Genomic DNA, 15,886 nt, shown 5'->3' on the forward strand with positions numbered 1-15,886 from the left:
TGAAAAAATGGCCTAAAACACTGTCAACCCCTAAATGATAAAATTTAAAAATATTTTTTACGCAGCCTTGCCGAAAGGACACAGTGAAGCCATCCATCAGAAAGTCAAATCCCAGGTGGCAAATACCATTCGCATGGCTGAATACATGGAGGATATTAGTCAGAGTTATCAGAGTTTTGTGAACAAGGTAGGTTTTTTCAAGAGAAAGGTTGACTCATTACTCAAAGGGCGTACCTCCCATGAAGCGTCATCTCAGAATGGATCATTAACTGACAATGATAACCAAGCATTTTTTGCTCATGGAAATTAAAAATAGAAACTAATTCCTTGGGGTGGAATACAGAAATTCTACCTCAGTAATTCATTTTTAAAGGAGAATACCGCCGTGTATGCTACTCAATCTGTACGTGAAATTTATTTAACTGCTTTATCCAATAATGATACCAGCACTGTAGAACATTGCTTAACTGTCAATAAAGTTTCCCCTAATATCCGCAATAAAGAACTGAATACAGGCTTGCATCTTGCTGTTGTGGCACAAAATAAAGATTTATTAAAATTATTATTAAAACATAATGCTGATATTAGTCTTAAAAACAGGAAGGGTTTAACCGCTATTCAATTGGCAGCAGAAATAGAGGCTTGGGAGTGCTATCAACTCATTGCTGATTATGGGAGCAAGCGGGAAATATCAAATAATAATAACTTTATGGAGATAGATGAACCCAAAATCACGAAAAAAGTATCTCCAAGAGAAGCATATAAAGAAGCGGTTCAACAGGGTAATATTGCAGAAATTGCACAACTATTAGCGGCTAAGGTCTCTGTTAATACAGTCGTTGATGCGCAACTCAATACCCTCTTGCATGTTGGCGTAAAAACGCAAAATTTAGAATTAATTCGGCTTGCCCTGCAAAATGGAGCTGTTTCAAATCGTAAAAATAAACAAGGTAAAACTCCTTTAGAGTTGGCGTTGGAGAGTAAAGCCTGGAGCTGTATTAAAACAATTGTCGAAAATGATCCTGTACATAACGAATCTCTTGATGCGGCCTTACTCGCTGCCTTACGTGCACATAAGGTTGAGTTGGTTCATGATTTGATTCATGCTGGTGCTTCGATGCACTATTTTACTACGCTTCCAGGTAAACTTTATTTTGAAAAACTGGTAGCTACTAAGCAGGATGAAATGCTCGCCGTTTTATCCATATCCCCGGTGATTCAGGAATTAATGTACTTAGTTGCAATCAGTAATAACGACATTTTCGCTGTTGAAGGTGCTTTGTCACGAAAGGACATTACTGTGGATGCTCTACTGGGCCCTAATAAGGAGACGGGATTACATACCGCCATTACTAATAAGAGAGCGGATATGGTTAAATTATTTTTAAATAACCATATTCAGCTTAATGCACGAGACATTAATCAATTAACAGCCATTGAGTTAGCCTTGAAGTTGCAGTCCTGGGATCTTATTAAAATTATTTTGGAAAAACGACCACTTGATAAAAGTAATATGGCTCAATATCAACTTGTTCTTATGCACGCTTTAAAAGCGAATCAGCCAGACATACTGATGATATTGCTTGGACAAGGTATGCAAGTACTTCCCAGTTATTTTAACACCGATGAAGGCGTACAAGATTACCAACGAATGGTTGCTAATCAATGGAATGATATGATTCATGTTTTATTAAGAGGAAGTAAAGAATTTCGAATGAAATTTGGTGTTTTACCTAATGAGGTAAAAGACTATTTTGAAGAAATTATTATGGGTGAAGAGTTAACAAACCCCGTTATCACTATGCAAGGAACAACCTATAACGCACAAGATATCAAAAGGCTGGTTAGCGACCCAATTACCAGAGCACCATTGCAGCAGAGTGAATTAGTTCCAAATCTAATCGTCTATGATTTGTTGGCCTATTATAAACATCCTAATGTTAATCTTATGGAAGTACCCCCTTGTTTAATATGCCCCGAGACCAATGATGTCTATAAAGAACCCGTTGTTGCTGGTGATGGAATCACGTACGAAAAAGCGTGGATTACTGATTATTTGCAAAAAAACAAGAACAAAACTCCTGGTGGTCATCCGCAGCTTGATAGGCCTTTATACAAAAATCGCCTGGTTAAAACGTTAGTTGATGAAAAGTATTCCCTTGAGAAAATGATGGAAGAAAAAAATAGGGAAAATTACAAAAAAGCATTTGCAGAGAGAAATTTAAAAGCAGTGGAAGAATCTTTAAAGGCAAAAGTATCCCCAAATACTCCTCTCGATGCCAATGCTAATACTGGATTGCATAAAGCAGTGGAAGATGGAAGTATTGAGTTAATCAAACTACTGCTCGATCATGGAGCCAGTTTGACGATGTTGAATAAATCGGGTTTATCACCCATGAAACTGGCAGTTACTCGTAAAGCCTGGAACTGCATTGGGGCAATTGCTACCCTTCATCCCAATGATAAAACCATGCTTTCTCAATATGATATTCCTTTGATTCATGCATTACAGGCTGATCAAATCGAAGTGGCTCGAGCTCTGTTAAAAGCTGGTGCGCCGATGTCCTATTTTACACTTGAAGAGGGTGAGGAATATTTCAAACAACTCATTGAGACGCAACAAAAAGAAATTCTTACTTTTTTAATCACCGAAGGAAGACCGGAAGTTATCAATCCTTTGCTATTTAAATTTGGTAAATTGGCTTCAGTAGTAGAAGAGTTGTTTGAAGATTCAATATCATTTACTCCCATTGAAGTGCCCGTTATTGTTCCTACTGGTATTACTTACGATATACAAACAGCGACTGACTTAAAAATGGACCCTTTATCACGGCAGCCATTAACAAAAGAAGATTTAATTCCCAATCTATTGGTGAAGGATTTATTAACGTATTACAAACGTCCGGGGGTGAATGTTTCTCAACTACCCCCATGTTTGATTTGTAAAGAAACGAACGAAATATTTAAAAACCCTACTGTTGCGGTGGATGGTAAAACATATGAAGAGGCATGGATTACACAATATTTAGCGGATCATAATGGAATGACACCACCAGCAGACGGGGCGCCTAAGGGTTTGAAACAAACAAAAAATCTTTACTCTAATATTTTAGTCAAAAAGGTGATTGAAGAGCATTATAAAAATGAGCTTCAAAAACCTCCAGCAAAAAAGATGAACTTCTCAGGAGAGTCTAACCCGGGCTTATTTGGTAATAGAGGAGAGAAAAAAGAGCCACCCCAATTAGATAATTATATAGAATATAATTATGGATAATTAATCGAACAAAAGACCCGAGCTAAGTCAAGAAATGCTTCATCAATCGAATAGCCAACGTAGCCCGTATTAGCGCTGCGTAATACGGGACTCAACCTCCCCCGGATTACGACTTCGTCTAATCCGGGCTACGCTTGCTATTTAAGCCTTATCGAGATTTAAAAAATAACGAGTCGCTTTAAGTTCGCCAGTTCGTTTGAGAATATTTTTTTTAACCAAGTCATTCAGATCTCTGGTTGTTGTAGCGATGGGCGCGCCTGTGATGCTCATATAATTTTTCGCACTTAAACCACCCACAAATCCTTCACGCCCAGCATGAAATAATCTTAATAAAACCTTTTCTTGCCTTGGATTAATTCTCCCTTCCGCCTCCCTTAAAATAACAGCTTGCTTAATAATAAAATCAATATACAAATAAGTGCTTTGTTGCGCTTCTAAAGCGATGTGAGCAAACCATATCAACCAAGATGTTAGGTCTAAGGTTTTACTTGCTAAACCTAATTGTTGATAATATTCTTTTCTCTTTTTTAATAATATTTTTGCCAATACCGTCATTATTGGTTTTGAAAATCCTTGAGATAACGCTTTTTCTGCTATAGCTCGCCCTATTCTTCCATTTCCATCTTCAAAAGGATGGATAATCTCAAACCATAAATGGGCTATTCCTGTCCGGGTTAATGTGGGTAAAGGAGCTGATCCTGTGAGAGAACTCCGCTCAAACCAATCAATAAATTGATCTATTTCGTCCGGAACAGATGATGAAGGAGGCACTTCAAAATGGATTTTTCGATCATAATCAGGCCCAGAAACAATTTGCATTGCTTCTTCATGCTGACGATATTGACCGATATGTTCCAAATGATGGCTATTACTCATTAAAAATTGATGCCATTCAAATAAAACCTGATGTGTTAACGGACTAGAAATCGTTTGATATAAATTAACCATCATTTTAGCGATCCCACGCTCTGCCATGCTCGCTCTAGGAACTTCTGTAGACAAGCCTAACTCTTTTTGAATCGAAGATTGAACGCTATCCCTATTTAAATGCTCCCCTTCTATTTCAGAACTATCCAAAGCATCAGTACACATTAAATCGATAAATAAATTTTGCTTACCCTCTTGAGAAATATGTTGCGAAGAACCAATAATAATACCTGCGCCCTCAGTAAAAGACTGTTCAAACACAACTAATTTATCGGAGTCCCAAATAAAATTAGGCCAATTCTCAAGCTGCCAATTCCATTGCATGATTAATAACCCCACGTTTTATTAATCAAAATATAGCATAATAATGATTAATAAAATATGGCTTTATTAATCCACATTAATTTTAATTAACTGTGGTTTTTAGAAATTTGAAAATAACGGCAACATGATAATTTTCATATTATAAGGGAAAGTTTTTTCTAGTTCCCTATGTTATAACTTAAGGAGAGTAAGAAGTCTGATTTTTACTTTCCTCAGCGAAATTGTGGTAGTCAATAGTTAATTGGTTTTCAATTAAAGATTTGAGATTGATGAAGTCAATTATTCTTGAACTGAATAATTTCTTTAAAGCGAATAAATCCTGACAGAATCCTCCAGCATCACTAATATTAGATTTATTGTGTCCGCCTTTATAAAGTGCAAAATTGATACCGAGTTTTGAAGCAGGATGGTACCAATTTTCATACGCTCCTGTGATCCAATTATAAAACTGTTTCATAGATTTTGGCCTGGAGATAAACTGGGGTATAGGAAAGAATGGTTGATCGGAGCAATACTCATAAACAACATGCATAGGCAGAAGTTTTTGTGCACCACCGACTCCCTCTATCCATTGTTTATCTATAGTTCCCCAATCATTAGCTTGTGGGGCATTTACTGAATCAAATTGAATTTGCAATTCCTTTATGATGGTATTATCAAAGTCAAAATGAGATTCAGTAACTTTTTTCCCATTTAACGAATAGGTCACTCCTTTTGTTTTAACTTTTTCATATTGTGAATTCAATTTATTGTACAAGTCGTTATTTTTTTTGTTTTTAGGGAAACATTCTTGCATCAAAGTCCACATATGTTTATCCAATGCCCAAAGAGAAAATTCAAATGCACTAATATTATCAAAAATACGTCCGGAGCAATCCGTAACCTTACCTCTTTTAAATATGATATTAATATCACCCTTTATAATGCTTTGGACTGCATCATAATCACAAGAAACTACATGGTTTAATAATTTATAAACATCTACCAGCGGCTTAAATAATTTCCAGTGGGGTTTAGAAGTCCTAGCAAAATAAAATAACTTACGGGGACATAATACCTCGCCAATATCCCTCTTGATAACTTCTGATAAGTCCTCAAAGGACTTAATTTCACTCTTCATATTTTATTTAAAAATAATAAATTCATATAGTTATATATTAGAATTTAATACAGAACAAGACTAGTTGCTAAGACATATTCATCTCATGCCAAAAGAATTAATCTCGAAACTTTTTCATTTACCTATGACATTTATCAACTTGGTAAAAAGTCTATATTTTTACAAGCACACCAAAGGGTCAGATCTTGTCTTTTGCCTATCTAAGCAGAAAGCTTAGGATTATTTTAGAAAGCAAAAAGCAAGATCTGACCCCTAGGCGTTCGCTTTCTGCATTGGGACTCCTAAAACCCTGTGTTTATACGGTTGTCCCCACTGTCCCAATCGCCCCCATTTTTTAGATAACAATTTACATTTAAATTTATGCAGACCACTTTTGGTTATTCAACCCATAACACCTTGGAACCCTAATTTCTGGTATTCTAGGGTTATAGATTAGTAGTTTTGTTCATTTTTTCTTGTTGTTCATTTTTAATGAACATACTATAATTATGAACAAACAAGCATGAGTAAACACCATGAATACTAATCAATTGATACTCGCTATTAAAAATAAGTTGGGTCTTCAATGCAGATTTAATAAGAAGACCAATGAACTCGGTATTTCTATACAAAAAAATAATGAGATTATTTTCAAACCCGAATTAATTGCTAATATTGATAAGTCTAATATTGCTGCCGTAATTAACCACATGAAGCATTTGGGTAAAAATAGTCTGTTAATGACCCAGCATGCTAACAAAACACTTGCAGAACAATTGCAACAGGCAAATATTCAATTTATTGACTATTCAGGAAATGCCTATATTAATGAGCCTCCAATATTTATCTTTGTTAAAGGTGAATCATCACAAAAATTATCGTCGTATGATGAACTTGCATTTGATCTTAATAGCGCCAATATAAAAATTATTTTTGCCCTATTAGCAATTAAGAGCGCAATCAATCTCACATATCGAGAGATTGCTAAAATGAGTGATGTAGCACTTGGAAGTATTAATAAAACTTTTCTTATGCTCCAAAAATATAATTATCTCATCATAAAACAAAATGGTGCTCGCATTTTGACAAACAAAGAAGAACTCTTGAATAAATGGTGTATCGCCTACGCAGAAAAATTACGTCCTAAATTAATTCTAGGGAAATTTTCTACCGATTTAATTAATGAGTTAAAAGAAGTAAAACCCTCGGAATTTAATTTCCTGTGGGGAAGTGAAATTGCAGCAAGCCATTTAACCCGCTATTTAAAACCTGAGCTCATCACCTTGTATGCAGACAATGATTTGCCGCAATTACAACTAAAATTTCGACTTAAGAAAAATACTCATGGCAATATTGAGCTATTAAAAAAATTTTGGGTCTTTGACACTGAAGACTCTACTGTTGTGCCGCACATTCTGGTATATGCAGATTTATTGAACTCTCTTGATGAAAGAAATCGAGAAACAGCGAGCCTTATTTATGAGCAATACATTAAAAAAGAAATGGAATAATTTTTTCCCCTCAGATGTTGAGTTATTTAAACTCATTAATGAAGTGACTACTGCAAATAATTGTGCTTATTTTTTAATTGGGGCTAAAGCACGAGACATACTTCTTGAGCACTTTGGTAAAAATGAAGCTCAACGAGCAACCTTAGATACTGATATGGCCATCTGCTGCAAAAATTGGGATGAGTTTTATAAAATTAAACATGCTTTCATTAATACGGAGGATTTCATTGCAGACAACAAACATGAGCATCGAGTGGTATCTCCCAAATTTGGTTATTTAGATATTCTTCCTTTCGGAGATATAAAAGAAAAAAATCCAAATTTAAAATGGCCACCTGAATATGATATTGAATTTAGTTTAATTGGATTTGATGATGCTTATAAAAGTGCAATTGAAATTGACATCAATGAAGTGACTGTTAAAGTAGCCTCACCATTGGGCTTGGTACTACTCAAATTGTTTGCCTGGATATCTAGACAAGCAAAGAAAGATGCCAGTGATTTTATCAATATTGCTTCTAACTACTTGGATTTTGATAATCAGGATAGGCTTGATATAGAACATGCAGATCTTCTTTTAGAGGAGCATTTCGATTATGTATTAAGCGGCTGCCGTCTTTTAGGACGCGATCTTAAAGGACTGTCTTTAGAAACTCAAAATCTTCTGCGAAAGTTTTTTGATAATAAGATATTAATGGATAATTTGGCAATTTCTATCACTCAGCCTCAAATTGATTATGATTTGGCTACATCTATACTTGAGAAGATCAAACTAGGATTCAATGACTAATGTTAAATCCTGTTTGCAAGCAAATGGGTTGCGCTTGCTATCTCTTTTTAGGTTTATTAGACGGTTTTCGATTGGTTTCACTAACAGTAGTTTTTGGGTGTTTATCAGCATATTCTTTTTTCACATACTTGCCAGTTCCTGCATCTCTATATTGTTTGCCCATAATAAACTCCTTTTAATTATATTGGGAATATAGTTCATGTATTATATTTTATCAAACCGTTCAATTTGTTTAAATGTTAAAGCAAGTCATTTGCAAGAAAGCTGATATGATTTTTACAGTTATGTGAATTTGGAAATCTAAGGGTCTAACTGCCAATGACTTAATAATCAACTAATTCTCTATTCTTTATTTGAATGGCTGATCACTGTAATGCATAACACCATTCTTATCTTTCCATTTATAAATGGTTATACCATCAATGGTCATTGCTGAGTCAGAAGTATTGGTATTGGTGTTGGTGTTGGTGTTGGTGTTGGTATTAACACCAAAGGGTCAGATCTTGTCTTTTGCCTATCTAAGCAGAAAGCTTAGGATTATTTTAGAAAGCAAAAAGCAAGATCTGACCCCTAGGCGCGCTATTAGAAAGCAAAAAGCAAGATCTGACCCCTAGGCGCGCTAGGCGCGTCTAACTTCGGAGGCATCTCCTTGTAATAAAGCTAAAGGCATAGCCCATTGATGAATGATTCCATCATCATCCCGCCATTCGAGTAATCGACCCCACTCCCCACTTTTAGCATCACGAGTTTTAGCCACCACATACAATGGAGAACAAATCCATTTAGGTGCCAATGGATTACCATCTTTATCTTTTCCAAGAAAAGATACGCCCTGCTCATTTAATTTAAAATGACCTCCAGCGTATTCGCAGAGAATAGGACTATGACCGTTTTTGTTTTTTAAAGTAATAATTTGATTTTGCAACATCACTGTTTCTCCGACAACGTCCAAGGAAGATAGAAACCTATCCATCCGTGAACAATCTATTTCTTCTATGGGATTTATTCGTTGACCAGTGAAAGCAGTTCACCTCTGTCACCAGTAGAGCGATAGATTTTCTGTTGTTGGAGAAAAGACAACACAACACTTTTTCGATACAAAACCTTACGGCCAATTTTAAGATAGGGAACGCCCTTCCCTTCCCAACGATTCCGTTCCAAAAGTTGGGTGGAGCAATCCAAAACAGCCGCCAAAGTATGTTGATTAAACAACGCAGAAGTTGGTGCAGATTCAAATTCGTTTAACAGTTGTAAACGAGATAATTTTTTATTCATATGGAACCTCATCAAATGATTATTCATTCAGCTTAATGCCGACGGTATGCGTCCTGCTCGATGAATATCAGTTGACTGTCCGGCCGGATAATAGTCGTGATATTTCATTTTCCGTTACTTTTACAGAACCGTGGATCCGCAAAAGTTTACTGCTCGCGATAAGTATTGCTTGGAATTTAAAAGACCGTCAAGCCTTTTAAAGCCTGGTGATCTGATTGTTATTAAATGATATTGTTTGTTATTAAAAAAATTTTGCTTGAGGAATTTGTCCCATTTGTCCCAAGTAAATTTTTTATATTGGGACACTTAAAATCAAATGTTTATAAGATTGTCCCCACTGTCCCAATTGCCCCATTTTTTAGGTAATGGTTTGTAAATAAATTTCTGGAAACCACATTGGATCACAACAGCAAGAAACTCTAACTTCTGATATTTGATGTTTATAGATAAGTAATTTTGTTCATTTTTCATGTGTGTTCATTCTAAATGATCAACATCAATTCTGAACATAAAATAATAGATTACTTTTATTCACCATATTTTTTCATTTAAAATTTATCGACTAGCATTATATCAAATTGCTTATCAATTAATCTAAAGTCAATCCATAAACTCTAATATTGCTATTAATTTATAATTTTAATGTAAAATTAATGGCCATTTGATTGTATTAAAACCATCAAGACTATAAAATGCGCCAAAAATTCAAAATAGGAAATCTAATATCCTATATTTGAATATAGGTTTATTCTCCCACTAATAATCATAATAACAACTCGTGGTTGAAATCGGACTTATCAAACGAACTTAATGCCCAAAAACCAAATTATGGCAAAAAGTTGTATTGACATCCGGTGACAATAATTTGTTGGCACCATTATCTTTATTAAAAGAGAATGAATATTTTATGATTAATCCAGAATATCTATTTACCCTAATAACAAAAGACTCAACAGTTTATTTCTTCGTCGCATTCATTTTCGCAATCGCTTTAATTCCATTTTGGCAAGCCACCTATACAATAGGCAAAGTAAATCGAGCTATAAAGAAAGCAAATGAATTAATTAAATCATTGGGAAATGAATCATCCTCTAAATTCTATAATGAATTTGAAAACATAAAAGCTCAATTGAATGGCATTGATTATTTGAAAAATATTTGGGGAGAATTCATTGGTAGCACTTATTATTTAACAAATAATAATACTCAACAAATTAACTCCAATAAAATATTCCTATCACATCGTCCCTCCTATTATTTTAATAAAAACTCTGTGCTTGGAGCACAGTTGAATCTAAATCAGTTTTTTTCCTTCCCTAATTATTTGATTGGCTTAGGCTTAGCTTTTACTTTTATTGGATTAGCAGCTGCATTGCATATAGCACAATCAGGTCTCGCAAATGGCGAAGGCCAAACAGCATTAAGTGAACTACTTAAAGTTGCTTCGGTTAAATTCTTCAGTTCTATAACAGGTATCGGTTGCAGTTTGATTATATCTTTCATACAAAAAATACGTATTAAAGGATTTCAAAATAATTTGAATAATTTCTGTGGGTTGCTAGAGAAATGTACAGAATATAAACCTGCTGAGAAATTGATCTTTGAAAGTATACAAGAAGAAAAAACTCACACTTTAGCATTGCAAAGTATGGCAAATGATATATCTATCGGAATTGGAGATGTCCTCAATAATCAACTTCCCGCTAGTGTAGCAAATGCCTTAGCTCCATTGGCTGATGAAATAAGAGCTCTTGCTCAAAAATTTTCTGGAAGCAACGAAAATGCTCTGGAGAAGGTTCTTAATGAATTTCTTGATCAACTACGTAAAAGTTCCGGTGATGAGATGCAAGGGCTCATTGACGGTGTAAATACTCTAAAAGACTCCCTTCTTCGACTAGTTGAAAATATGGAAACTATGGGTAAATCATTTGGATCTAATACGAAAGACTCTACCGACCGGCTAATGGCCTCTCTTGATGCATTTACATCAACTTTCATGCCTGTACAACAAGGTATTGGAAAATTTGGACAGTCTCTTGATTCTCTTGAAAACATCGCAAAAAGTATTCAACAGGCAAGTGGAAACATTACCGGTGCTGCTGATATTAGCAATCAAAGCATGTCTAACCTCGCAGGTACAGTCACTCAAATTACCGAAAACTTAACTCCAATTCAAGATCTATTGAATGTGATTAATCTTTCATTGAAAAAAGTGGATGAATCATCGGAAAACCTTCATGGGGCTGGGAGAACCATAGCATCAGTTGCAGATGGTTTTAAAAACTCTGCGGAATCTATTGAGCAAGCAAGTAATAGATTTGACCAGAAAATTAATAAATTTGAAGTTGTAATAGATGGGATCTCAGGAACAGCAAATGTTCTTGAACGAGCTTCAAACAACGTGAGTAATGCCGTTAAACCACTATCTGATACTTCAGAAGGATTAACTAAAGTTATTCATGCAATTCAAGAAACCGAATCCAGAATACATGGAAGTCAAAAACAACTCTCTGATTTATTAATTAATCTTGAAAACTTCACTGAGAAACTACCCTCTCTATTATCTCAATATGAAGAGCGCTTCAGCAAAGTAGATCAAGATCTTGCAAACGCCTTTGGAGAGTTAGCTAAAGGAAGCGACGAATTCAGAACTAGCATAAGTCAATTTGTAATATCATTTGATCAACAATTTGACAAAGCAATACGACAACTTAGCGGTGTTATTCAAGACTTACAAGAAGAGCGAGAAAACGCTGAACTAACAACAAACAATTACCATAAAGCAGAATATGTAGATGCAGACACCAGAATCGCATGATGAAAGCTATTTTGCATCATTCACGGATATGCTTGTTGGAATTATTTTCATATTTATTATTTTGCTAATGATTGTGGCAAATAACTTTCAAAGTGCAACAAAAAAAGTGACTGAAATTAACGAATCAAGAGACAAAATTCTAAAAGAAATAGAACAATCTCTTAAACAAGAAGGTGTTTCAGTTACTATTGATATTGAGCAAGGAGTCCTTCGTTTACCTGAAAGTATTCTTTTTGGTGTTGACCAATATCAAGTTAATGAAGAAGGTAAAATAGCGCTTTCAAAGTTAGCATCTGTTCTTGAAAAATACTTACCCTGTATGGCAGTAACTGAAGAAAAATTCAAATCTCAATGTGAATCTTTAAATCTGACAAGTCGTGATGGGCTGGATGCAGTTTTCATTGAAGGACATACTGATTCTACGGGTTCATCCGAACACAATTGGTATTTATCAGCTAGAAGAGCCATTTCAGTTTTTAATGAGTTAATCGACGCTAAACCTTTACTTAATGTTGGTCTTAAAAATATTAATGGTATACCCATATTAAATGTGAGCGGATATGAAGCAAGAAGACCAATTGATCCTAACAATTTAAGTGTGAACCGACGAATTGAACTTAGATTTATTATGCGATCTCCTACTCCGCAAGACATAAAGAGATTGAAACATGCCATTGGATAATCTTGCGAATACAAAAGAACAATTAAAACATTTTTTCAAACTTAACAAACTTAATGTTTCTAAGAATCTACTAACCTTGCCTACGATTCTACAGACAGTGAAAGAGCTAGAAAAAAAATTTGCAGTTACTGATCATTCACCTTCAATAGTTGAGATTGAGAAAATTTATTTTCGATTTGCTCAAGCAATAGAAAATAAAGAATTAACTTCTATATCGAATCGCGAATGGAGGATGTCACCATATATTTTTTGGTATCAAAATGGTGAAAGTAAGCCACTTGGAAGTAACTATGATTTTATTAATCAATATATTAATTGGTTAAAACGTAACTCAACACCAGGGAATTGGAGAAAATTAATTCATGTATTTCTTAGAGACTACAATCAAAGATCAAATTATAAATTAATTTTTCAGCAAATTTCATGTGTTATACGTGAAGAATTAGATAGTTGTAGCCAAAAAAATAACCTCATAAGATGGACAGAAAGAGATCGACAAATTAATTTATTCTCTCGGGATTTCTGTTTGAATAAAGCCATCAACTCATTTATTCAGGATGCGAATTGTGATTGGGATGAGTTCGCCCTTTTAAGTGGTCTGCATGGAGATCTCGGACAAACTGGTTATGCAGAATCAATTGGTAAAGAACTACTAAACAAAATTAATACCCTACCTTCCGAGGAATTGCTAAACGCGACAATAAATTATTATTTTAATAATGGCCAAATAAGATTTAATGATCATCGTGTTAAATTAATTGAAGCTTTACTTTCTCCATGGGCGACTAACACATATAAAATTAGTAGTGAACTTAAAAAAAGAATTCATGATATTTTAATCGAGAACTTTAAAGATCCTCGTATTATTGCACACCAAAGAAATGGCTGGCGCTCCGTAAATCAATCAAGCCTACAAATTATGCTTCGTTGGCTCGTTGGAGATAGTATCGAGCAATTTTTTGATATTGTTGATCAAATGGCACTTGATCATCAGTGGAAATACAGAAAAGCTTTTTGGATGGCATATTTCGCACTTGGATATCTTGATGAAGCTTGGTTCGCACTTGGTCCAGACGCTCAGTATTATGCAGAAACTCACTTCGGGAATAAATTATCTTTCGGCAAAATAGTTAAAGAATGCTCATCAAATCAGAGTGTTCTAATTATCAAAATTAAAGACCTGGTTTTTGCAGAATGGAGTCACAATGGTAAATGTCGGGCCTGGTTAACAACTGACCCTGGCTGCCCCTCTCATTATAAGGATAATTATTCAGGCTCAAACCTCAAAGCCAAATCATTAAAAATCGTTCCACATTATCAAACAGATGGAATTCAACACCAAGGAAGCGAAAACTACTCCTGGCAAGAAAAATTAAATGATTTTATTTATCAACATACTGGAATAAAGGTATACCATTATGATTTTCGGATTTAAGCGTAAAGCCAAGATTACTACCAAATTTCTTTGTCACGAACAACTACAGGACGGTATATATCGATTTATATTTCAATTAGAAAATAAAAACACAATTGTTCCTATTCAAGAATGGCGAAACTCAAATCACCCAGGAGCGATTTGGCTGCTAGATTATTTACATGATAATGATCTCATACAAGAGGATTTATTGTATAATCTAACAATAAGCCTTCGCTCAGAACAACTAATTGAGATTTTAAAAGGCCAAGAATGTTACCTACAACATTTACTGGAACTACCCCCACTGTTTGATGGAGGACTGCATATTGAATGCCAAGGACTACTAGCCAAGGATGATTACACTATAAATTATTCATGGATAGACGGAAACTCCAGACCGATTACACAGGCTGAAAGAAGAGGCATTTTTTTAATATTTGGAAATAAAAAATATCTTCTATCATATTTTGCTTGGAAATTTGCTGAAGATATTGATGCAATTCGAGAAAAGTTACATTTATCTAACTCCATGCATGCTCGATTAGAAATTCTTGAAAATTTTAAATCAATTAGAGCATTGCTCCCGGAAGAAGAAAGTCGGAAATTTTCTGATGATGGCAGCATATCAAATATCAAGTTATACTTTGCTAACGCATTCCGAATTGACGCAACTCCAGAAGGAAATAGTTTCAAAATCCAACCTGTCCTTCTAAAAAGACATGAAACACACAATCAAGATTGTGTGTTTGAAAACATATTACCCCCCATAGAACAACAACGGTATATTGATCAATTTAGTAATAGTACTAAATTACAACCTTATTACACCCTAGGACCAGGAAAATACATTCTAATTAATGATCAACTTAATAAAGCGCTAAGTACCATTCATAAAATTCAGCACTCCAACGATACCGAAAAATTAAATTTTCTAAAAAATCCCAAAGCCACTCTTGCAGATAGTCTGGAAGGAATGATCAGTGATGAAGAATTAAATCTAATTTTTTCTGATAGAGTAACAGGAATCGGTGAATGGAACGCAAAAGTAATACCATGGATTCAATTACCGCCTGGTGAATGGATTCCAGATGGTAAATTCCCAAATAGCCCATTTGGGATTGATATAGCAGGAAAAAAAATACAGTTTGAAACCATCAGTGATCTCTCTGTAACACTTGATAAGATTAAAGAAGCCAAAAAATCAGGGGTTCTATTTGTAGATCATGAAGGAATCAATATTCCTGTTAACGATAACTCTATATCCGCATTAGAAAAATTTATACCTCGACAACCCTTGTATAATGAAGATAATAAACATAATCAAGCTAATTCACTAGACCAAGATAGGATACTACAAACGCCTGTAATGCTTGTAAAAGAAAATCTTGAATATGTTGAATTTCATGTAGTTCGCCTACCAAGAAAACGCTACCCTCAATCAATCAAACTACCCGAGACAATTAGAACAGAACCAAAACAACACCAGATAGAAGCATATAAGTGGTTATGTGCACATTATCAAGCAGGTTCTAGGGGAGTACTTTTAGCTGATGACATGGGGCTTGGTAAAACTTTTCAATCTCTAATGTTTCTTGAATGGCTACGAGAAGGAATGATTAAAGAAGATATCTGTGATAAACCTCTTTTAATAATTGCGCCAACTGGATTGCTTAAAAACTGGGAGGCCGTGTCCTTCCGGCAAGGCTGTGTGACAGAGTTTAAATGATTTTGTAAAGTACGCTCTCCTTAAATTGTGGAGATTTACTCAA

13 protein-coding genes and 1 pseudogene are annotated in these 15,886 nt (G+C 34.8%); 8 read left to right on the forward strand and 6 right to left on the reverse strand.

Going from position 1 to position 15,886, the window contains the following annotated elements; genetic code table 11:
* The first annotated feature begins 34 nt into the window (after window positions 1–34).
* Together Lani_RS03495 and Lani_RS03500 are read left to right on the forward strand one after the other, a co-directional pair.
* Window positions 35–310 (forward strand): hypothetical protein, encoded by a 276-nt coding sequence (locus Lani_RS03495; protein WP_058388401.1) that lies wholly within the window; start codon window positions 35–37, stop codon window positions 308–310.
* 75 nt (window positions 311–385) lie between these two features.
* Window positions 386–3,274, forward strand: a complete 2,889-nt coding sequence (locus tag Lani_RS03500) for an ankyrin repeat domain-containing protein (protein WP_019235705.1) — start codon at window positions 386–388, stop codon at window positions 3,272–3,274.
* Between the two features lie 141 nt (window positions 3,275–3,415).
* Here Lani_RS03500 and Lani_RS03505 read toward each other — a convergent pair whose 3' ends face one another.
* Window positions 3,416–4,525 carry a Fic family protein gene (locus Lani_RS03505; RefSeq protein ID WP_019235706.1) on the reverse strand — a complete coding sequence of 370 codons (1,110 nt, stop codon included), beginning with the start codon at window positions 4,523–4,525 and terminating at the stop codon, window positions 3,416–3,418.
* Window positions 4,526–4,703: 178 nt separating this feature from the next.
* Window positions 4,704–5,645 carry a hypothetical protein gene (locus Lani_RS03510; RefSeq protein WP_019235707.1) on the reverse strand — a complete coding sequence of 314 codons (942 nt, stop codon included), beginning with the start codon at window positions 5,643–5,645 and terminating at the stop codon, window positions 4,704–4,706.
* A gap of 515 nt (window positions 5,646–6,160) precedes the next feature.
* Between Lani_RS03510 and Lani_RS03515 the strand changes: the two genes are divergently transcribed.
* Together Lani_RS03515 and Lani_RS03520 are read left to right on the forward strand one after the other, a co-directional pair.
* Window positions 6,161–7,135, forward strand: coding sequence for a type IV toxin-antitoxin system AbiEi family antitoxin (locus Lani_RS03515; protein WP_019235708.1), 975 nt, complete (start codon window positions 6,161–6,163; stop codon window positions 7,133–7,135).
* A complete protein-coding gene (locus tag Lani_RS03520; RefSeq protein ID WP_040523612.1) occupies window positions 7,104–7,925 on the forward strand; it encodes a nucleotidyl transferase AbiEii/AbiGii toxin family protein in 822 nt (273 codons plus the stop codon). The genes Lani_RS03515 and Lani_RS03520 overlap by 32 nt, the downstream gene beginning before the upstream one ends.
* 37 nt (window positions 7,926–7,962) lie before the next feature.
* On the opposite strand, the gene Lani_RS03525 is transcribed toward Lani_RS03520, so the two are convergent.
* The 4 genes and pseudogenes from Lani_RS03525 to Lani_RS03540 all read right to left on the reverse strand — a co-directional run bounded on the left by Lani_RS03525 (window position 7,963) and on the right by Lani_RS03540 (window position 9,200).
* Entirely contained in the window at window positions 7,963–8,088 is a 126-nt protein-coding gene (locus Lani_RS03525; RefSeq protein WP_019235710.1) for a hypothetical protein, read from the reverse strand.
* A 186-nt stretch (window positions 8,089–8,274) separates the two neighbouring features.
* The gene (locus Lani_RS21125) at window positions 8,275–8,355 is read right to left on the reverse strand and encodes a DUF4124 domain-containing protein (RefSeq protein ID WP_081595211.1); all 81 of its coding nucleotides are present in this window, start codon (window positions 8,353–8,355) and stop codon (window positions 8,275–8,277) included.
* 175 nt (window positions 8,356–8,530) lie between these two features.
* Window positions 8,531–8,853 (reverse strand): annotated as a pseudogene (locus Lani_RS03535) (DUF927 domain-containing protein); the annotation flags it as partial.
* Between the two features lie 74 nt (window positions 8,854–8,927).
* Window positions 8,928–9,200 (reverse strand): hypothetical protein, encoded by a 273-nt coding sequence (locus Lani_RS03540; protein ID WP_019235713.1) that lies wholly within the window; start codon window positions 9,198–9,200, stop codon window positions 8,928–8,930.
* A gap of 907 nt (window positions 9,201–10,107) precedes the next feature.
* On the opposite strand from Lani_RS03540, the gene Lani_RS03545 reads away from it, so the two are divergent.
* From Lani_RS03545 to Lani_RS03560, 4 genes are read left to right on the forward strand one after another with little or no spacing between them, the layout of a single operon-like run.
* On the forward strand, window positions 10,108–12,018 hold the full coding sequence (locus Lani_RS03545) for a methyl-accepting chemotaxis protein (RefSeq protein WP_019235715.1): 1,911 nt from the start codon (window positions 10,108–10,110) through the stop codon (window positions 12,016–12,018).
* The gene (locus Lani_RS03550) at window positions 11,996–12,700 is read left to right on the forward strand and encodes an OmpA/MotB family protein (protein ID WP_011215179.1); all 705 of its coding nucleotides are present in this window, start codon (window positions 11,996–11,998) and stop codon (window positions 12,698–12,700) included. The genes Lani_RS03545 and Lani_RS03550 overlap by 23 nt, the downstream gene beginning before the upstream one ends.
* Window positions 12,687–14,135: an EH signature domain-containing protein gene (locus tag Lani_RS03555; protein ID WP_019235716.1), complete on the forward strand. Its 1,449-nt coding sequence runs from the start codon at window positions 12,687–12,689 to the stop codon at window positions 14,133–14,135. Before Lani_RS03550 ends, Lani_RS03555 begins: the two co-directional genes overlap by 14 nt.
* Window positions 14,119–15,843, forward strand: coding sequence for an SNF2-related protein (locus Lani_RS03560; RefSeq protein ID WP_223499423.1), 1,725 nt, complete (start codon window positions 14,119–14,121; stop codon window positions 15,841–15,843). The genes Lani_RS03555 and Lani_RS03560 overlap by 17 nt, the downstream gene beginning before the upstream one ends.
* Window positions 15,844–15,886 lie beyond the last annotated feature (43 nt).

The sequence above is a fragment of the Legionella anisa genome (genome assembly GCF_001467525.1).
Taxonomy (GTDB): Bacteria; Pseudomonadota; Gammaproteobacteria; order Legionellales; family Legionellaceae; genus Legionella; species Legionella anisa.